The sequence below is a fragment of the Pseudomonas sp. AD21 genome, from assembly GCF_002878485.1.
In the GTDB taxonomy this organism is placed as follows: Bacteria; Pseudomonadota; Gammaproteobacteria; order Pseudomonadales; family Pseudomonadaceae; genus Aquipseudomonas.
On the sequence record NZ_NQYG01000015.1, the window covers coordinates 57,696 to 76,186 of the forward strand.

The 18,491-nt window shown below is 49.4% G+C and carries 16 protein-coding genes; 6 read left to right on the plus strand and 10 right to left on the minus strand.

What is annotated here, in order from left to right; all coding sequences use genetic code 11:
- Nucleotides 1-9: 9 nt before the first annotated feature.
- From PseAD21_RS12215 to PseAD21_RS12235, 4 genes are all read left to right on the plus strand, one after another.
- Nucleotides 10-924 carry an SMP-30/gluconolactonase/LRE family protein gene (locus PseAD21_RS12215; RefSeq protein ID WP_102355888.1) on the plus strand — a complete coding sequence of 305 codons (915 nt, stop codon included), beginning with the start codon at nucleotides 10-12 and terminating at the stop codon, nucleotides 922-924.
- Between the two features lie 173 nt (nucleotides 925-1,097).
- A complete protein-coding gene (locus PseAD21_RS12220) occupies nucleotides 1,098-2,510 on the plus strand; it encodes an amino acid permease (RefSeq protein ID WP_102355889.1) in 1,413 nt (470 codons plus the stop codon).
- 1,177 nt (nucleotides 2,511-3,687) lie between these two features.
- Nucleotides 3,688-4,593 carry an amino acid ABC transporter substrate-binding protein gene (locus PseAD21_RS12230; protein ID WP_102355891.1) on the plus strand — a complete coding sequence of 302 codons (906 nt, stop codon included), beginning with the start codon at nucleotides 3,688-3,690 and terminating at the stop codon, nucleotides 4,591-4,593.
- Between the two features lie 178 nt (nucleotides 4,594-4,771).
- On the plus strand, nucleotides 4,772-5,653 hold the full coding sequence (locus PseAD21_RS12235; RefSeq protein WP_102355892.1) for an aminotransferase class IV: 882 nt from the start codon (nucleotides 4,772-4,774) through the stop codon (nucleotides 5,651-5,653).
- 603 nt (nucleotides 5,654-6,256) lie between these two features.
- On the opposite strand, the gene namA is transcribed toward PseAD21_RS12235, so the two are convergent.
- Nucleotides 6,257-7,306, minus strand: a complete 1,050-nt coding sequence (gene namA / locus PseAD21_RS12240; RefSeq protein WP_102355893.1) for an NADPH dehydrogenase NamA — start codon at nucleotides 7,304-7,306, stop codon at nucleotides 6,257-6,259.
- A gap of 124 nt (nucleotides 7,307-7,430) precedes the next feature.
- Between namA and PseAD21_RS12245 the strand changes: the two genes are divergently transcribed.
- Together PseAD21_RS12245 and PseAD21_RS12250 are read left to right on the plus strand one after the other, a co-directional pair.
- The gene (locus tag PseAD21_RS12245; RefSeq protein WP_371859059.1) at nucleotides 7,431-7,790 is read left to right on the plus strand and encodes a winged helix-turn-helix transcriptional regulator; all 360 of its coding nucleotides are present in this window, start codon (nucleotides 7,431-7,433) and stop codon (nucleotides 7,788-7,790) included.
- A gap of 702 nt (nucleotides 7,791-8,492) precedes the next feature.
- Entirely contained in the window at nucleotides 8,493-9,038 is a 546-nt protein-coding gene (locus PseAD21_RS12250) for a thioesterase family protein (protein ID WP_102355895.1), read from the plus strand.
- 430 nt (nucleotides 9,039-9,468) lie between these two features.
- Here PseAD21_RS12250 and PseAD21_RS12255 read toward each other — a convergent pair whose 3' ends face one another.
- The 9 genes from PseAD21_RS12255 to PseAD21_RS12295 all read right to left on the minus strand — a co-directional run bounded on the left by PseAD21_RS12255 (nucleotide 9,469) and on the right by PseAD21_RS12295 (nucleotide 18,444).
- Nucleotides 9,469-10,785: an MFS transporter gene (locus PseAD21_RS12255; RefSeq protein ID WP_102355896.1), complete on the minus strand. Its 1,317-nt coding sequence runs from the start codon at nucleotides 10,783-10,785 to the stop codon at nucleotides 9,469-9,471.
- 208 nt (nucleotides 10,786-10,993) lie between these two features.
- Nucleotides 10,994-11,776, minus strand: coding sequence for an enoyl-CoA hydratase/isomerase family protein (locus PseAD21_RS12260; RefSeq protein ID WP_102355897.1), 783 nt, complete (start codon nucleotides 11,774-11,776; stop codon nucleotides 10,994-10,996).
- A gap of 412 nt (nucleotides 11,777-12,188) precedes the next feature.
- Complete coding sequence (locus PseAD21_RS12265) at nucleotides 12,189-12,962, minus strand: GntR family transcriptional regulator (RefSeq protein ID WP_102355898.1); 774 nt, start codon at nucleotides 12,960-12,962, stop codon at nucleotides 12,189-12,191.
- 197 nt (nucleotides 12,963-13,159) lie between these two features.
- A complete protein-coding gene (gene panB / locus PseAD21_RS12270; protein ID WP_102355899.1) occupies nucleotides 13,160-13,981 on the minus strand; it encodes a 3-methyl-2-oxobutanoate hydroxymethyltransferase in 822 nt (273 codons plus the stop codon).
- 471 nt (nucleotides 13,982-14,452) lie between these two features.
- A complete protein-coding gene (locus PseAD21_RS12275) occupies nucleotides 14,453-14,803 on the minus strand; it encodes a RidA family protein (RefSeq protein ID WP_102355900.1) in 351 nt (116 codons plus the stop codon).
- A gap of 110 nt (nucleotides 14,804-14,913) precedes the next feature.
- Nucleotides 14,914-15,888 (minus strand): quinone oxidoreductase, encoded by a 975-nt coding sequence (locus tag PseAD21_RS12280; RefSeq protein ID WP_218244975.1) that lies wholly within the window; start codon nucleotides 15,886-15,888, stop codon nucleotides 14,914-14,916.
- Between the two features lie 311 nt (nucleotides 15,889-16,199).
- Nucleotides 16,200-16,673: a RidA family protein gene (locus PseAD21_RS12285; protein ID WP_102355901.1), complete on the minus strand. Its 474-nt coding sequence runs from the start codon at nucleotides 16,671-16,673 to the stop codon at nucleotides 16,200-16,202.
- A 26-nt stretch (nucleotides 16,674-16,699) separates the two neighbouring features.
- Complete coding sequence (locus PseAD21_RS12290) at nucleotides 16,700-17,533, minus strand: PhzF family phenazine biosynthesis protein (RefSeq protein WP_371859060.1); 834 nt, start codon at nucleotides 17,531-17,533, stop codon at nucleotides 16,700-16,702.
- A complete protein-coding gene (locus tag PseAD21_RS12295) occupies nucleotides 17,524-18,444 on the minus strand; it encodes a ketopantoate reductase family protein (protein ID WP_178082124.1) in 921 nt (306 codons plus the stop codon). The genes PseAD21_RS12290 and PseAD21_RS12295 overlap by 10 nt, the downstream gene beginning before the upstream one ends.
- Between the last annotated feature and the right edge of the window lie 47 nt (nucleotides 18,445-18,491).

Below are 18,491 nucleotides of genomic sequence, written 5' to 3' on the forward strand. Positions count from 1 at the left end.
GAGGTCGTAATGAAGATAGTGACTGAAGGGCTAAAGTTTCCGGAAGGCCCAGTGGCGATGAATGATGGCAGTATTGTACTTGTAGAAATTGGGGGGGAATGCATTACTCGAGTGGCACCAGATGGTTCAAAAACCAAAGTTGCTGACGTGCCTGGAGGCCCCAATGGACTCGCCCTGGGAGGAGACGGAAACTTCTATGTGTGTAACAACGGGGGCTTTGAATTTAGGGATGACAATGGCTGTTACCGACCGGTCGCGCCTTCGAAGGATTACGAAACTGGCCGAATCGAAGTTGTAAACCCAAAAACAGGAGAGCTTTCCCGCTTATATGAAGAGGTAAACGGGAAACATCTCCGAGGCCCTAACGATATAGTCTTTGATCACAATGAAGGCTTCTGGTTTACGGATTTGGGAAAATCTCGATCAAGGGATCGGGATCATGGAGGACTCTACTGGGCGGCCGCAGACGGTTCGCACATTGTTGAAGCCGCTTACCCTATCCCAGGCGGTGGTAATGGCGTAGGTCTTTCCCCCGATGGAAAGACTGTGTATGTGGCTGAGACAGAAACCGGGCGCCTATGGGCTTGGGATGTCATTGGCCCAGGTCGGCTAAAAAAACGTCCGTGGCCAAGTCCGCATGGTGGATATCTGGTCATTCAAATGCCCGGGTACCGCCGCTTGGATAGCTTGGCGGTCGCCGCGTCCGGCAACATCGTGGTTGCAACCTTGATAGAGGGTGAAATCAATACAATCTCACCTGAAGGTAGCGTGGTCGACGTACGAAAAATGCCAGACATCATGCCAACCAATATCTGCTTTGGCGGCGAAGATCTGGAAACCGCTTGGATCACCTTATCCACAAGTGGACGATTGCTGAAAATGCAATGGCGTGAGCCAGGACTAAAGCTCAAGTTTGCTGGGTGAAAGTTACAAGCCTAACACCACGTCAGCTGGCGTGTATTAGAGATCCCATGATGTTGGGATTATTCTGAACGAGTCTTTAATCTACTTTTCTGCCTCCAAAGAGCTAACCCTTAAGGGTTCAGTATTGGAACGGACGAGTGCCTACGTGCGTTCATAAAAACAAGAGTGTATATATGCAAGACGTATCACGTGATGGTGATTTTTCTGTAAATCCCATTTCTGAACCTACAGGACATTTGCGTAGATGTCTTGATAATCGCCATATCCAACTCATTTCAATTGGTGGTGCGATCGGGACTGGACTCTTCATGGGGTCTGGTAAAATCATTTCCATGGCTGGCACATCAATCGTGCTGGTGTATGCCATCATAGGGTTCTTCCTGTTTTTTGTTATGCGGGCTATGGGCGAGATGCTCCTATCGGACTTGCGCTACAAATCCTTTGCGGACATCGTAGCCCACTACCTTGGTGCCAAAGCTGGTTTTATGTTGAGCTGGTCATATTGGCTTACTTGGACAGTTGCGGCTGTAGGTGACGTAATCGTTGTGGCGGGTTTTTTTCAGTTTTGGTATCCCGAGGTGCCTACCTGGTTACTTGCGTTCGCTACGCTATTTCTTTTAATCGGAATCAACATGCTCGCGACGCGAATTTTTGGGGAAGTTGAGTTTTGGTGTGCAATAATTAAGATTGTGGCCATTGTGCTTTTAATTGTTGTTGCGCTCTTTATGATTGCGACCTCGTTCACATCTCCAAACGGTGTAGTAGCATCCTTTTCCCATATGGCGACGCCAGGTGCGATTCTGCCCAATGGGCTTAGCGGCTTCTTCGCTGGGTTCCAAATGGCTATTTTTTCATTCGGAGGAAGCGAATTGATTGGCGCCGCTGCAGCGGAAACAAAGAATCCCGAAAAAGCATTACCGAAAGCAATCAATCGGATCCCAGTTCGTATTTTGCTATTTTACATCCTGAGCTTGGTTTGTATCATCAGCGTGATGTCATGGGCACAGGTTCCTGCTGACCGTAGTCCTTTTGTGGAGTTGTTCATAATGGTGGGCTTTCCCGCAGCAGCTGGGATGATCAACTTTGTTGTCCTAACCTCCGCAGCTTCATCCGGAAACAGTGGAGTGTTTTCAGGATCTCGTATGCTGTTCGGTCTTGCTGAGAGGAGCAATGCACCGCGGAATTTCAGCCGCCTGTCATTTTCCGGCGTACCTGTTCAGGCTCTAATGTTTTCCGCTGTTGTAATGGTGGTGGGTGTGGGTCTGTTGATGTTGATTCCCGAGATCATGACAGCGTTCATGTTGGTGTCCACAATATCTGCAGTACTGATCATATTTACCTGGAGTATGATTCTGATCTCTTACATCGCCTATCGCCATAAAAATCCCGTTGCAAACAAGACTTCTAATTTCAAGATGCCCGGAGGTGTTGTGATGGCGGTGTTGGCTCTGATATTTCTGTTTTTTGTCCTTGGACTCCTGTCGCTTAAGGAAGATACGAGAACAGCATTGTTCTGTCTGCCGATATGGTTTGCATTCCTGTTATTCATGTATGGCCGCTTCAAAAAAAGGCTGTCTCGTAAATGAGAAAGGTCGTACGGGTCGTCCACCACTCTCATTGACGACGCTGGTCTTCAGCGTTGTCGATCACATTTCACGTTTTAACCTCGTGAAATGACTAATGGATGGCGTACTGGTGCCTACTTTGTTTCCTTCCGTATAGCTATAAGGAGAGCCGTATTTGATGAGAATACGGCGGATCACCAGCAGACCTGGATAGGGTTTTCGCGAGGCAGACTATTAATCGCCCGTTCAAAAGGCATTCTAAATCGCCTCGAATCGCGCCGATCTGCGAGCGCAGTCCTTCTCCTCGCATCAGGCGAGCCCCGCGGCGCGGCCACAAGACCACCCTACTCACGCACGTTGTCGTGGATCTTGCGATAGCCTTAGACCCGGCCGCTTTCCAGACAAGCATTTTTGATCAATCCGAGCAGGCGCTGGTCTTCACTGGCGCGTAGGAATTGCAGATCGGCCACCCACGTTTAGTACCACCTGGGTGCATCTTCAGGGTCTGGCAAAAAACACGGCACTGGGTACTACCGACAGTTGGTCAATGAAAGGCGTCTCTCAGCCGGACTACTTGCCAAGGTACTACGCGGACTTTTTAGGTGTCCCACTCTTAGGTCACCCGCTTGAGTTCGGCGCGCAGATGAAGAAGTTCGACCTGCCGCTAGCCATATTACTGCCGATGTTCCTGGCACTTGTCGTACCGCTTGATACAGACATAAATTCTATGCGCCGACATACCAAACCGCGCTGGCACTCGGCTACAGAGGAGGAGGTCTGAGCTTTTATCCTCAACTGTTTAAAACTCCCAGTCGGATCGCACAAAACCATATGCGTCTTTCATGCAAAGAACGCAGCCTACGTAAACTCGCTAGCGACTCGCGCCGGGCATAATGCAAAATTTCGATAAGTGGAAGCAGAAAACCGATCCAACACGCTCGTTTTCTGAGGAGAAATGAGTCTTTTCACTAATCTTTTAAGCGATTTTTAGCTCAGATTGCTAAATTCTACGATCAACAGTGATCCTAAGTAGATGATTTCACCAAAATCATGAACAAGCTGGACAATTGATTCCCGTTAGCCCTGAAAAGAATATAATTCAGAAAGCGATTAACCCGTTCGGAAAGTATACCGCCAAACATCCCAATAAAAAGTTATTAAGTGCCTCAATAAAAAGTGAATAAAACAGGACAGAATTATGAAACTATTATTAGCATCCATTCTTGCAGCATCAACTCTTCTGACTGGAAAAGTATTAGCTGAACCCAATTCAACAATCGCTAAAATCCGGGAGCTAGGCGAAATAAACTTGGGTGTTCGTGAGCAGACCGTCCCTTTTTCTTATCTAGATGACAGGCAAGAATATGTCGGGTACTCAGTCGACATTTGTAAGGCCGTTGTCGACCATATCAAAAGAGAACTGGCCTTGCCGACGCTTAAAGTCAATATGCGACCAGTGTCTGCAGCCACTAGGATTCCATTACTAGCAAATGGAACAATTGATCTGGAATGCGCCTCCACTACGAACAACGCTGACAGACAAAAACAGGTAGCCTTTAGCAACACTATTTTCTTGACGTCATCGTATTTTGCGAGCAAAAGGTCAAATAATTTGACTGAAATTTCCGACCTCAAAGGGAAAATCATTACCTCAGCGAGTGGAACCTCTAACTTAGTTAGCCTACTTACGGCGAATAAGTCGATGCACTTAGAAGCTCGTATTGTTCCTGCTAAAGATGTCTCAGAGAGCTTTTTGATGTTAAGTACAGGTCGTGTTGACGCGTATGTCATGGACGACATCGTATTGGCAGGACAGATCGCGACCGCTCCGCAGCCTGAAGACTTTATCATTTCAAAAGATACGCTCTCCCCACCTGAGCCTTACGGTCTGGTCATGCGTAAAGGCGACACAGAATTTAAGAAAATTGTCGATGAAGCATTAGTAGCCTACTTCTCTTCCGACCAAGCGGTAACAAACTACAAAAAATGGTTTGAGCAACCAATTCCTCCAAATGGCGTGAACCTCAACTTTGCCATGGGGCAAAATTTGAAAAACGCTTATGCACACCCAACTGACTCTATCGATCCTTCAGCATATAAGTGAAGTTGAATTTCACAGACGGTAATTCATTAGGTGATGCAATCACAATCAATTACCGTCAGACTGAAAATCGACAATAGTAATATACAAGTGCGACTCGCCTTCTCGTTCATTTAAAGGCTTTACCTGCATGCGAAAGTAACGAGTAACTTACACCGCAAACCACTTAAACTAACTCATTATGAATATGACATCCTCCGAAAGAACAGTATACATTAATGGCGAATGGCTACCCGAAAGCAAAGCTACTGTTTCTATATTTGACAGGGGTTTTCTTTTTGCAGACGCGATTTACGAAGTCACAGCTGTCGCGAATGGAAAGATTTTTGACTTTGATCGCCACACCAGCAGGCTAATTCGATCACTCCAAACTCTTGATATACCTATCCCACTTTCAGAGCTGCAATTGCTAGAAGTTTATAAGAAGATTGCGGTCACCAACAACCTCAACAACGGTTCAATCTATCTTCAAATCTCGCGTGGCGCTGAAAACCGAAGCTTCTTATTTTCAAAAGACTTAACCCCAACAGTTGTAATATTTACGCAACCACGCGAAATCATTGCCAACCCTATTCGAGATAAGGGCATCAAGGTTAAGAGCACACCGGATCTTCGCTGGGCAAATCGCCATATTAAAACCGTTCAGCTTCTAAACGCATCTCTTTCAAAGGTTGAAGCTGTCCGCAAAGGTTTCGATGATGCACTGTTTATTGAGAAAGGATTCATCACAGAATGCGCAGCTGCAAACTTTCACTTCGTAACTAAAAAAAACGTCCTTATAACAAGAGGTTTGTCTAACGCGCTACTTCATGGAGTTACTCGGGGTTCTATCTTAGAAATCGCAGCAAAAGCCGGGTTGAAAGTAGAAGAGCGAAATTTCACACTAGAAGAAACCCTCACGGGGTCGGAAGCGTTCATCACTGACTCTCTAAATCTTGTAATGCCTGTCGTGTCTATAGATAACTTAGCAATTGGCGATGGTGTACCTGGCCCTATAGCCAAGACCTTACTGACCCATTACCTGAAATCAAAACTGGAAACGGGAATTGATATACATAACTAAAGTTTACTGGCCATCAAATTTTGCCGACTTTCAAGCATACAGGTTGAAATTAGCGTTTTTTTTTGCAACAACTAAAACATTAGAATGCTCACTACTAACAGCCAAACTTTAACTTGACGTGGAGGCAAATGCGCTTATTTCTCAAACCATAACACTTAACTTGCATGCTTTAGGCACAACCGGGCCCACTGGATGACGTTTAAGAGTTCTCCATCTCATACTGTGAGATATGAATCTTTTCTGAGTCTGAATGTCCAACTCGGTATTGCCAATACAGCTAGGTAGACTGGGCCGCATCCTAATATATTCGTTATAAGCACTTTGAAGCGATTGACTTGGCGATTGGCAAACGCGCGAGCCCCGGCCAATAAGCGCTGGGCTAGACACGCTTTAAAATAACTAGGGTCTTGAGGATTTGGAAAAGAATAGGAGTTGGCTGCTTTGACTACTACCGACAATGCACGGGGTTACCCCTATAGCAAAAGCTGATCAAAAAAGGGCCGTCAAAGGCCCTTTTATATTCAACCCAAAATTATGTAATCAGCTAACTTTCGAGCGTGGTCAGATTCAGGAGCATGCATTCACTCAACGCATACCGCTCACTCAAGCGGATTCTGCTTTCGTATCAAGCCAGACTGAACCGTAACGAGTGTAAGGTGCTGGTATATCTATGTATTCTTTCAGATCATCTGCTGCGGTGCGTACCCAGAATGGATCACGGAGCATTTGCCGCCCTACGAACACCAAATCAGCTCGACCGTTTTGCAGGATTTCTTCAGCTTGGCGTCCAGTCTGAATCAGGCCCACTGCTCCGGTAGCTATATGCAACTCCTTGCGCAGAAGTTCAGCAGCTGGCACTTGGTAACCAGGATAGGTTTGAACCTTGATCATTTTGATGCCGCCAGAGCTACAGTCGATCAGGTCGACACCTTGCTCTTTCATCCAGCGACCATATTCGAGGAACGACTCAGGAGTATTACCACCTTCGGTGTAATCAGTGCTGGAGATACGCACAAACAGAGGGCGGTCACCCCAGTAGATTTTTACTTCCTCAATGATTTCCCTCAGAAAACGATAGCGGCGCACAGCGTCTCCCCCGTATTCATCGTCGCGGGTATTTGCCAATGGCGAGAGAAACTCATTGAGCAGATAACCGTGAGCGGTATGAATCTCAAGGACGTCGAAGCCCGCATCGCGAGCTCGTCGTGCGGCATCGCCATAGAGCTTAACCAAACCCGGGATTTCGCTAGCCGCTATTTCACGCGGCACCGGGCTGGTATCAGTGAAGGGAATGGCTGACGGAGCAATACGAACGATCTCAGGTAGATCCGCATTACGGCCGGCATGGCCAATCTGCGCACCTGCTTTCGCTCCGAAGCTGTGAAGCAGGTCTGCCAGCCCCTTCAACCCAACGATGTGGTCATCGCTCCAAATCCCAAGGTCGCCAGCGCCGATTCGCCCCTCGGCGTGGATGGCAAGAGTCTCAGGAAAAATCAGCCCTGCTTGGCCTTGGGCACGCGCGCCATAGTGAACGCGATGCCAGTCAGTGACAAAGCCATCCTCGGCTGCCATGTGCATGCACATGGGTGACATCACGACTCGGTTTCTCAGTTTGAGGCCTTTAATCTCGTAGGGTGACAGCAGCAAACTCATTGAATAGATTCCATATGTGTTGAGGTGGAATCATGCTAGCGTGTACACCACAAACGCGTAAGTACGCACAATTATGTGCAGTAGGCACAATTTTTATACTATGGAGACTCCCGTGAAGCTAGGTATTCCTCATGGCGACGTTGAAGCGTTCGCCTGCCCTGTGACCTTTACAGTCGACGTCATCGGAGGTAAGTGGAAATCACTCATCTTGTTCCACCTGATGTCTGGCACTAAGCGGTTCAACGAGTTGAGACGGTTGATGCCCGAGGTGACCCAGCGGATGCTCACACTCCAGTTAAGAGAGCTTGAGACTGACAGGGTTATACATCGCGAAATTTATCGTGAGGTTCCTCCTAAGGTGGAGTATTCACTCACCGAGCTTGGGAGCACGCTCGTCCCCTTAATCAGCGCGATGCGAGAATGGGGTGCAGCTCATGAAGAAACGATCTTAGAGTTCCGACGATCCTCGATCAATCACGCATAACCTCCCTCAACAGCGCCCCCACGAGTGACCACGACCCCAGTGAACTTACGGATCACTAGACCATAATGGGAGTTACTTGCTTCATCGGCTAGCTCGAATCAGAAAGAGATCAAACATGCATAAGATTGGATCATGGATGACGATCATGCAGGTTGAGAGGATTAGCAACTGGATAAAAACTCAAACAACAAAAAACCCTGAGAGGCTGTCTCCTAACAAATTAAAAAACACTTGCTGGGCCAAGATTCAACCGCGTTAGCGCCTTGTTCGCTCTTCCGCTCCTTCAAGCTCTAGCGACCACCATCTTCAGTTTCGATGATCTCTGCGGTATGCGGATTCTTATAGACCTTAACGTGAAGAGTTGCGGGTGCCAGAATATGGCTTACGCATAGTGGCGCAGTGCGCTGAGCTGTTTGTCAATCACATCTTTCAGGCCGTAGCCGTACTACTGGAGTAAATCGCGAAGTTTTGTCAAGATATCTTCGAGGAGGCAGGACGATTTCTACAATCTAACGTGGCGACTCTAGCGGTAAAAGTGCGTCACGACAGGAACACACCCCGTGAGCCGCAAGCATGGAGCCAGACCCTACTTTAAAATAGTGATCAGAATGTACTATTAAGATAAATTAAGTTATTTGTAGACCTATCTAGCATAGGCCTTATTCTTTAGAGTACACCGATCATTCAACTATCGGCGTCTTTATGAATCTCTGGTTTCGACTTTTCCTCATGCTGCTCCGTCGACCTTGGCGCAACCCAGCACAAGCACTAGAGTCAACCGTAATCCGAATGCGTGTATGGCCATTGGATCTCGACTTCAATCGACACGTTACCAATGGACGATATTTCACACTGGCTGATGTCGGGCGCATGGATTTCATTTTGCGTAGCGGTGCATATCGTGTTGCTGTTAGAGCAAAGGCGCTACCAATCGTAGGGGATACATGGGGTAAGTTTCGTCGTGAGCTCAGACTATTTGAAGCGTTTGAAGTCCATACTAGAATGCTTGGTTGGGACGAAAAATGGAGTTTCATGGAGCACCGGTTTGTAAGTAAAGGCAGGGTGATCGGAGTTGTCGTGATGCGGGGTCTATTTCGCTCAGCAAACGGGATTATCCCACCAGGCGAACTCGTGCGAGAGCTAGACTTGCCCGAACAGTCGCCAGAGATACCGGTATGGTTGACATCGTGGTCGGACAGCTGCGATGTCATGAGCAGCAGACTCCGAGACGAAGAAAAGTACCGATGAGATAAGTGTAGGTTCACACTAAGTATTGCTTTGCGTTTGTTGTATTAGTAATGCGGGCTGGCGAGTTTCTCGAATTGATTTCATGCTTCCTCTCGCCTTTGGCTTAGAGAACACTGATTATACTATTTGCTCGGCACAGATCACGACTTGCGGGACGTTTGACTCCAGCTATGATTAAACGCCTATGAGATCTTTCACCGCAATGCCCTTCCAATGAACCACCCCCAAAGCAGGGGCTCTGACTGTCAGAGCCTGCGCGAAACCCGGTCACAGCAAATGGCTAGGTCGGAGTCGGGTCTCATGGATGTAGCCCAACTCACTCCGCACCTGCCAATGGTCAGATCGATCAACTCTTCCCCTTTGGCAGTAACCCTAAGTAATACCCAGATCAACGGTGACCTGGGCATTCTGCTAGGTCACCTTTGCCTTGCTAGGTGCGTTTACCAAAACCCGCAGGGAATCCCAGCAGCGTCAGCGTACCCGCGAGCAACATGAACAGCGCAAGCACGTACATACCCGCTCCGGTGCTAGCGGTAGCATCCTTGATCATGCCCATCATGTAGGGGCTTACGAAGCCCGCGATGTTGGCGAATGAATTGATGAAAGCTATGCCCCCGGCAGCGGCCACACCGCTGAGGAGCATGGTCGGGAAGCTCCAGAAGAGCGGCATTGCGGTTACGATTCCTAGCGTTGCTAGTGACAAAGCCGCAACGGCAAGCACAGGACTTCCAGCAAAAACTACGCTAAGCGCCAATCCTACCCCGCCAAGGAAGCAGGGAATCGCTAGGTGCCAGCGGCGCTCGCGGAGCCTGTCAGCGCTCTTGCCGATTAAAATCATGCCCACTGCAGCGGTGAGATAAGGAATTGCGTAGATGAAGCCCACCGACGTTGTAGATTCAACACCCATCGCCTTAATGATCGTAGGGAGCCAGAAACCAACACCATATAGCCCCATGATGACCGAGAAATAGATCACGCAGAGCACCCAGAATCTGCCGGTCTTCAAGACAGCCCCTAGATGGGCATGTCCTTTTGCGGACTCTTTCGAATTGACTTCTGTCAAAAACTTTTTTTCGTCGGGCGTTAGCCATTTAGCATCTTGAATACGATCGTTGAGGTATGCCAAAACGACTAGCCCCATCATCGCAGAGGGCAGACCTTCCAGAACAAACAACCACTGCCATCCAGCAAAACCGTACACGCCTGACATTTTCTCCAGGATCATGCCTGAAACCGGCCCTCCGATGACCCCAGCGATTGGGACGCCGGCCATGAACAGCGCAATGATCTGACCCCTTCTTTCGGCTGGGAACCAGTAGGTCAGATACAAAATAATGCCAGGAAAGAAGCCTGCCTCGGCTACTCCGAGCAGAAACCTCATGACGTAAAACATCGTGGGGCTGGTGACGAACATCATGGATGCCGAAATAAGTCCCCAGGTGATCATGATTCGCGCAATCCAACGGCGAGCCCCAACCCGATGTAGAATCAGGTTGCTGGGAACTTCAAAGAGGAAGTATCCGATGAAGAATATTCCAGCGCCCACGCCGTAAATCGTGTCGCTGAAGTTCAGGTCGCTCATCATTTGCAGCTTGGCGAACCCAACGTTGACCCTATCAAGGTAGGATAATATATAGCAGACAAACAGCAGTGGCAGTATACGCCAAACCACCTTGTTATAAGTTTTGGTCTCGAAAGCTGACCGCTCTGCTGGCGATGCCGTTTCCGCATATACAGTAGTATTCATGATGACACTCTTGGTTTACACCAGTAATTGTTTTTGGAGGTGTTCAACGCTTGATAACGTCACAGCGGCAGATCACTGCCTTAGACTTATTGGGGGATCTCTTCACCTTTTCATATTTAAAAATCTAACGATCACCATCTCGGGTGACGGTGCGTATGAAACTTGAGTTTCGCTTACATTCACTCAGGACAGGCCCGAACAAGCGCGATCAACTAAAGCGAGGTTGTTCCTTGCGTATGAATGAAGCCATTCCTTCTTGGGCATCACCGCTGCAGAATATTTTGTCGCTGGCTAATAGGGACTGGCTAAGGAGTTCCGAATCCGATTTGTCATAGCAATCATTGATGAGCGATTTGGCAGCCGTCACGCTGTGACGCGGCATTGCACTGAGCTTCGCAGCCAAGCTCTGGACGGTCTCATCTAGCTGGTCGGCGTTACACAATTGATCAATCAGCCCCCACTCCAGTGCCGTGTCGGCATCCACTATCTCGCCTAAGAAAACCATGCGTTTGGCTAGGGGAATGCCAATGCGCCGCGCGATTCGAAACGTCCCGCCACTGCTTGGGAAAACACCAAGCTTGACCTCGGGCAACGCCAGCTTGGCGCCTTGGCTCGCGACGACAAAGTCGCAGCAAGCCGCGATTTCCAATCCGCCTCCGAATGCGTAGCCGTGTACGGCAGCGATGGTGGGTTTAGGAAAAGCGCGCAACAATTCAAAGACCTTGTTTTGGAATACGAGCTTCTTCTCAAGCACCTCACCAGGTTGAAGCATGTCCTGCATCTCATGGATATCCGATCCAGCGCAGAAAGCCCGATTTCCGGCCCCTTTCAAGATCACGACCCGGACATCATCCTCAGCTTCCAAGGCGCGGAGGGTGCGATAAAGCTCGCGAGTCAATGGCCCGCAGACGACATTCATCGGCGGATTGTTCAAGACAACGGTGGCAATCCGCTCATTGCGCTCGACCTGAATAAATGATTTAGCTTGCATGTCTTATAAGCCCCTTAGCGCCACTGCAGCAGTGGGTGTTTTTCCGCATAGAAGGATCTGAATCCAGCGTAGGGACGAAGCAGGAGCTACACCCCGTACGACTTTGTACGTACATTATGACATTAACAATGAACGGGACACTCTGCAACACCCAATCGAGGGTTTGATGAGGAGAGGGACAGGCGAAATTCCTATGCCGCGGCTAGCGACAGTAGTAAATGCGACGCATGGCAGATTGAGCTTGCGGAGTGCGAGCTAGATTTAAAGATAAACGTGACCGCAGTCACGCGAGCAGAATCGAAACGCCAGGCTCAACGTTGGAGTTTTTTATCAGATTCTGGTCAAACGCGACCGATCCTGACCGCTGAGCTATGAGTTGAACGAACTCATAGATTGGTCAGCACGTGAACGTTTAGCGGGGTGTATCAGTGGCGCGGAAGCGGGCTGACTGACTATAGCGGCTGGCAGGGTAGTAACTGATTGATACCTGCACCAGGGTCTGGTTCAGGTCATAAAAGGAGCGCGTTATCTTCAGAGCAGCCTCACCTTGATACGTATTCAGAATTGCAGCGGTATCGTCATCGAGTATGGTCGCGGTGACATCCTGCTGTATCTCATGCACCTTGATGTTGAATAGTTGCTCAATGCGGAGGTAAATCGGCGTATTAGAGACTAGCGGAGCCTCCTGCGCCTTGGCGAAACGTGGATGCACGTAGATAAGCACGTAGCTCATGGGCAACTCAGCACCCGGTGAAAAGCGCAGGAAGGTCGCTTCCGACATCAACTGCCCACCGCGGCACCCTAACGCTCCTGCCAATTCAGCCGGCACTTGAAATTCGCGTCGAGATACCGAGTGCATTTCTGTCGTACCCACAAAATGCAGCAGGTCGCTCGTGGAGTTCACCGCACTGAACGTACTACTCTTCTCGACTTGCGCGCGAACAATCGTACCGATGCCGGGATGCGAAGAAATGAGTCCTCGCTCCTTGAGCACGCGCAAGGCTTGTCGAATTGTTTGACGGCTAACACCATACATTCCAGTCATCTCTTGCTCAGGAGGGAGCGCTGAGGACAACTGATACTTGCCTGAAGCTATATCTTCTATCAGCAATTCGGCTACAGCTGCGTAGAGCGGCTGTCTACCCGATCCGCGCATGGGGCGTTCTGAACGCTCGCGCTCAAGCATGTAGTGACTCTCCAAAGTCTATTTTCATCCTCGAAGCATACTCAGAAACCGGAGCTGAGCATATCCGCTACGAGCGGGTGGAGTAGCCAAGAGAGTCCTCAGACGGAGATACGCAGCAGAGGTTGGGGGGAACGGATGAGATTCAATTGACTCAAGGGGGTGGTATGGCGATCAAGAACGCCATACCCAAGCGAAATTTAGGCTTTTATTCCGAAACAATGTCGAGCCTCTGGAAACTCTCCAGATTTCACGTCATTCGAGTAACTCAGCGCCGCAGATCGGATCAATGACTCACCATCGAGATACTGCTTTACGAATCGCGGAACTCGGCTCCCCGATAGGCCGAGAATGTCTTCAGTCACAAGAATTTGGCCGTCACATGCGGGTGATGCACCGATGCCTATCGTTGGAATGGAAACCAGTTTGGTTATCTTACGTGCTAGAGGCTCACCAATGCCTTCTAAAACGAGCATAAAAGCTCCGGCCACTTCATGAGCCAATGCATCCGCAGCAATTCTTCTCCCTGACTCCTCATCGAGACCTTGTGCAAGGAATCCGCCCATGGTGTTTAAATATTGAGGCATTAGTCCCACATGAGCCACCACCGGGATACCGCGCTCAACCAGGAACTTTACTGTAGGCGCAGTTACCGCACCTCCTTCTATTTTTACAGCACTAGCACCGCTAACCGACAATAGCTTGGCGGCATTCCTAAACGCTAGCTCTGGAGACTCCTGATAGCTACCGAATGGCATGTCCACCACTACGCACGCTCGCGAAGTGGCACTCACAACGGCGGCACCGTGAGCGGCCAGCTGTTCAACCGTGATGGATAAAGTGTTTTGCAGACCGTAGGCCACCATCGCTGTTGAATCGCCGACTAAAATAAAATCAACATATTCGTCAATGACTCGCGCTATCGAGGAGTTGTGTGCTGTTAGTGCAACAATTTTTTCTTGGTTTTTTCTGGCACGCAGTTCTGGAACACTCACGCGCTTGGTGATAACGGTAGAACTCATTGCTTTTTTCCTTAAAAATGTATCGCTTGGGGCACAGTTAGAATTTAATGAAAAACTTCGAACCAAAACGAGTATGGGTTATGGAACCGTCGGCAACCTGAAGGCGCCGTTTCCACACTATGATCATGATTTATCATTAAAATAGTCGGAGACGATTCCGATTTTTTCGGAAAACTTTACCGGCGAAATCGCCATATTCTGGCGCCTCCAGTCAGATAGCTTGTCTGATGGCGAACAAAAAACTGAGATTTTCTATATCAAATACCATGGACGTCAGATCAATCGGACAAAATTAACCCAACAATGCTTAGAAAACGGCATTGCGCACTCCGCCAAAGCTATTCACTTATTGTCTATAGCCAAGTTCAATTTGGTGAGAAGTTAATCGCCGGGCGCTAAAGTAGTGCCGGGATCGCCTATAGCCTAATTCATTGAGGCTTCGACCACCCCGGCCGGACTGAAAAAATCTTTCTAAACTGCTACAACAAATGCGATTTCAACCTTGTGATTCGGCGTTGCAAGCTTTGCCTCTACAGTTGCTCGACTCGGGGCGTGACCATCAGCAACCCACTCATCCCAAACTGCATTCATTTCATTGAAAGAGGTAATATCCGAAAGCCAGATGTTAGCCATCAAGACCTTAGTCTTATCGCTCCCAACTTCTGCAATAAGTTTTTCGAGCTTCTGCAAAACCTCTACCGTTTGCTCCTTTACACTTTTATAGTCAGGTTCATCAGAGACTTGCCCTGACAGGTAGCCCACGCCATTGTATACCACCGCTTGGGACATCCGTGCTTGAACCCCATATCTATTGATGCTCATATACAGTACTCCTAGGAAACGTTAATATTTCACGAAGGTTTTGATCAAAAAAAAACAGCAATGGAAAGCTAACAAAGTGTAAACGCACCGCGAAAAAGCAAGTTGTTGAATCAATCAACTCGCAGTACCAACGGTTGAATAGCCTTTCGAGATTCGAGCAACAGGTGCGCTTTCGAACAATCCTTTAAGGAAAACTCGATAGGAGAGCGCAACTGGATTACTCCTGAGTGTATATCTGCAAATAGCATGTTGCTAAGCTGGTCAAGGTCTTTCCTTTCCTGGATATAATGGAACATCACCGGCCTAGTAACTGTGAGAGATCCCTTTGCGAGGGTGCTGACGTCCAATAATGGCACCGCCCCAGATGCTTGACCGAAGATAACGAATTTACCCCTGCTGGCGAGTGACTTCATTGAAGCTTCATAGGTGTCTTTGCCTACACTATCGTACACGACATCAACTCCTCGACCACCGGTCAGCTCCCTGACTTTGTGCGAAAAGTCTACATCTCGATAGACAATCACATGTTTGCAGCCTATCTGATGTAAAAGTTCCACCTTTTCTTCTGACCCCACTGCTCCGATAACATGCACTCCAATACTCAGCGCCTTTTGAACCAGTAGTTGCCCAACACCACCCGCGGCCGCGTGAATCAATACCCAAGCCCCAGGGTGAATGGATGTTATTTCAAGCAGGATCTGTACTGTCAACCCCCTCAGGAAGCTAGCCGCGGCGATCTCACTACTTATAGAATCGGGCAAACGCACGGCCAAGTCTGCTGACAATAGCCGGGCACTCGCATACGAGCCGTAACCACTGTCAATATAAACAACCCGATCGCCGACGCTGAAACCGGTCACTTCATCACCAACTTTTTCGACTACACCGGCCGCTTCCAACCCAGGGATTCCAGGCAGCTGTAAAGTCTGGTATGCACCCGAACGAACATAAATGTCGTGGTAATTAACCCCTATATGGGTATGTCGTACCTTGATTTCGCCAACGCCTGGACTCGTGACTTCCACAGACTCACAGACCATGACATCTGCAGTGCCGTAATTGCGAATTACCGCTGCATATTCCACCTATCAGCCCTCCAGTTGATTACAAGACACCCTACAAATCCCAGCGCCCAATCTTAATGATTCAGCCACAGAATTTGTTGCTTGTAGGTCGCGAGCCCCGACCAGCACGCAATTGAAATGAATTTCGCATAGTGCGGTACGAATTTCATTTCACTGCAATGCAGATAATTATGGGAGGGTGCAAGCTCAAAAATTCTACGCGCTTAATCTCCGCCACGCCTTCGCATCCTCGCGTACTATGAAAGGCAGTATTCCCTAGTAGCGCCAGCTTGGCTGTCAGCACTGTGTCGATGTCTCTCACTTAATTCTATTCAATTACCCTTAACAGCGAAGATCGCCTCGATTTCAACTGACGCACCAAACGGAAGAGAGCCCATTCCCACAGCAGACCGAGTATGACTCCCCACCGACTCCCCAAGAATCTCGATCAGCAGGTCAGAACAGCCGTTGACTACGCGAGCGTGATCGAGGAAATCGGGGGTGGCGTTGACCATTCCAGTGACCTTGACGACCATTTCGATACGAGAAAGATCGCCGAGAACGGACTTTGCCACTGAGAGCAATTGGAGTGCTACGTTTCGTGCAGCGTCATATCCCTCCTCTACTGTCGTATCGCTGCCCAGGCATCCAGTTATAAACGAACCATCTGAGCGCCTGGGTATCTGTCCTGAAAGATACAGTATGCGGTCGACTAATCGAGCTGGTCGGTAGCGTGCCAAAGGATCTGGGGCTGGCGGCAGAACGAGGCCCAGGCCGCTCAATCTATCTTCGGGCGTATTGCTCATGGATCGACCTCTATGAATTGCGGTTCTCAGATTAAACGGGCCGTGCCTGACACCCGAATGCTTGCGCCCGGGTCGTAGGTGATTTCGGCTCGTAGCCGAGAAGGAATGCCCATGTCATCCCCTTGATGGATGAAAATCTCCCCTTGGTGTGGCCAATCGAGATCACGCAAATATCCAGCCAGCGCCGCAGCTGCCGCGCCTGTTGCTGGATCTTCATATACCCCACCGAGAGGGAAAGGGTTTCGTACATGAAAGAGTTGCGCAGTCTCGGCGTACACCAAATTGAAAGTGACAAAGCCTTCCCGGGCAGCCAGCGCTTGTCCCCGGCTGAAGTCATACTGTAACTGTTGGAGCATTTTTCGATCGTTTAGGGTTAGTACCAAATGATCGCCACCACCGTGTGCCACTGCAGGTGGTATCCGAGGATCAAGATCGGCTGGGCATAACCCAAACAGGTCGAGCGCTTCATCGATCATCGCGGCGGGAGCAGAACGACTCCGTGTGCTAGGGGACTGGAAAGCTGCGCCAGCTACCAAGCCATTCATATAACCGTCAACCGTGATCTGCGCGTTATTAAGCTGAAGTGCGAACGTGCCCTCACCTTTGTATCGAGCCAAGGCTGCCCCCAATGCGATGGTTGCATGGCCGCAAAAGTCCACTTCCGTGGTCGGCGAAAAATAACGCACTCTCCAGCCTGCTTTCACTGGTTCCGCGAAAACGGTTTCGGAGTAACCGACTTTAGCTGCCACTGCTTGCATTTCAGCAGTGCTCGGCATCTGATCGCAGATGACCACGCCAGCTGGATTACCCCCTTTGAGACCGTCCGAAAAAGCAGCGATGTGCTGGACGTTCATAGTAATCCTCTCTCCAATTTCGTAACGCCGGTGGCGGCGTTCTCCGCATTCTTAACGAGCAACGTCAATGTCCGATTGATGGGAGCATCCAATCCATGTTTAGCGGCCAGTCTAACAACCTCCCCGTTCAGGAAATCTATCTCTGTAAGCTTCCCATTCATCAAGTCTTGCGCAGTCGATGAGTATTGGCCAGCCATTGTCACAGGGATGCTACGGATGATATCGAACACTTTGAGATCCACGGTTACCCCCTCCGCCTCGGCAACTCGCAAGGCCTCCAGGGCAATACCCTCCATCAGATGAGGAATGCCGTCCTGCTCAACCATTTTTCCGTAGGGCAAACGCATAAGTGCAGACAGGGGATTTATGGCGCAATTGACGATGAGCTTCGACCAGAGAGACTGCAGGACATCGGGTGACGCTTTGGTTCCGATGCCAGCATGATTTAGCAAGGTAATGACTTCGGATGTACCATGCTCAGAGAGTTCGAGCTCTCCACGCCCTTCGTGACGGACTACCCCCGCTCCATTCATTCTGCTAGCTACATACACCACGACGGGGAGCACTTCACGCCCCAAAATGGCGGAGAGCGTACGTGCATTGGAGACGCCGTTCTGCAGGCTAAGTACGCGAGCGGTCGCAAGGAGGTGTGGCGCAATTTCACGTCCAGCGTGCTCGGTATCACCTGACTTGACGCATACCAAAACTACGTCAGCACCATGCACGATCGCGGGATCAGTGCTTGCCTGGACTTCAACCGTTAACCGCTTGCCTTCTTTCTCAAGAACCAAGCCATTTTCGGAGACTGCTTCGACAAACGCGGGCCTACCTACGAGCACGACTTGGTGACCTGCAAGCGCAAGCATGGCGCCGTAATAACAGCCTACCGCGCCAGCCCCCATGACAGCTATCTTCAAAAGCTTTCTCCTTATTTTTCGTGTTCCGGCCGTCACATTCTGTAGCG

Excerpts from the sequence above, each read along its gene's own strand:
- PseAD21_RS12220 (WP_102355889.1), top strand. The coding sequence starts at position 1,098 with ATGCAAGACGTATCACGTGATGGTGATTTTTCTGTAAATCCCATTTCT.
- PseAD21_RS12275 (WP_102355900.1), bottom strand. The coding sequence starts at position 14,803 with ATGAGCATCAATAGATATGGGGTTCAAGCACGGATGTCCCAAGCGGTG.
- PseAD21_RS12215 (WP_102355888.1), top strand. The coding sequence starts at position 10 with ATGAAGATAGTGACTGAAGGGCTAAAGTTTCCGGAAGGCCCAGTGGCG.
- namA (WP_102355893.1), bottom strand. The coding sequence starts at position 7,306 with ATGAGTTTGCTGCTGTCACCCTACGAGATTAAAGGCCTCAAACTGAGA.
- PseAD21_RS12255 (WP_102355896.1), bottom strand. The coding sequence starts at position 10,785 with ATGAATACTACTGTATATGCGGAAACGGCATCGCCAGCAGAGCGGTCA.
- PseAD21_RS12235 (WP_102355892.1), top strand. The coding sequence starts at position 4,772 with ATGAATATGACATCCTCCGAAAGAACAGTATACATTAATGGCGAATGG.
- PseAD21_RS12260 (WP_102355897.1), bottom strand. The coding sequence starts at position 11,776 with ATGCAAGCTAAATCATTTATTCAGGTCGAGCGCAATGAGCGGATTGCC.
- panB (WP_102355899.1), bottom strand. The coding sequence starts at position 13,981 with ATGAGTTCTACCGTTATCACCAAGCGCGTGAGTGTTCCAGAACTGCGT.
- PseAD21_RS12265 (WP_102355898.1), bottom strand. The coding sequence starts at position 12,962 with ATGCTTGAGCGCGAGCGTTCAGAACGCCCCATGCGCGGATCGGGTAGA.
- PseAD21_RS12230 (WP_102355891.1), top strand. The coding sequence starts at position 3,688 with ATGAAACTATTATTAGCATCCATTCTTGCAGCATCAACTCTTCTGACT.
- PseAD21_RS12285 (WP_102355901.1), bottom strand. The coding sequence starts at position 16,673 with ATGAGCAATACGCCCGAAGATAGATTGAGCGGCCTGGGCCTCGTTCTG.
- PseAD21_RS12250 (WP_102355895.1), top strand. The coding sequence starts at position 8,493 with ATGAATCTCTGGTTTCGACTTTTCCTCATGCTGCTCCGTCGACCTTGG.